The sequence below is a fragment of the Romboutsia sp. 13368 genome, assembly GCF_018336475.1.
Taxonomy (GTDB): Bacteria; Bacillota; Clostridia; order Peptostreptococcales; family Peptostreptococcaceae; genus Romboutsia.
Genome location: NZ_CP048741.1, coordinates 1220268 through 1220623 on the forward strand (window position 1 = coordinate 1220268; position 356 = coordinate 1220623).

At 27.5% G+C, this 356-nt stretch carries 1 pseudogene (only partly in view); it reads right to left on the bottom strand.

The features are described from left to right. Positions 1-344: pseudogene (locus tag G3997_RS04975) on the bottom strand (MATE family efflux transporter) (its annotated part extends 218 nt beyond the left edge of the window); the annotation flags it as partial. Positions 345-356: the final 12 nt, after the last annotated feature.

Below are 356 nucleotides of genomic sequence, written 5' to 3' on the forward strand. Positions count from 1 at the left end.
AAATTAAACACTGAAACTATTGTTAATATAATTGCAACAATTGATACTAAAATAGCACTTGTTACAAGGTATCCTTTTGATTTTTCAATATTGCCCGTTCCTTCTTCAGTTGACATTAATATTCCTCCACCTATACCAAACATTAATCCTATTCCCATATAAAGAGAATAAAATGATAAGAATATATTAAGTGCTGATATTCCATCTGCTCCAACTCCTTGACCAATTATWAGMGTRTYTACTARKATRTAAATAGACGTGACTAATGTAGAACAAATTGATGGTATTAAATAATGAAAAAATATTTTTTTCTCATTATCTTTTAACAAGTTTAATGATGACATTGTAATTCCTCC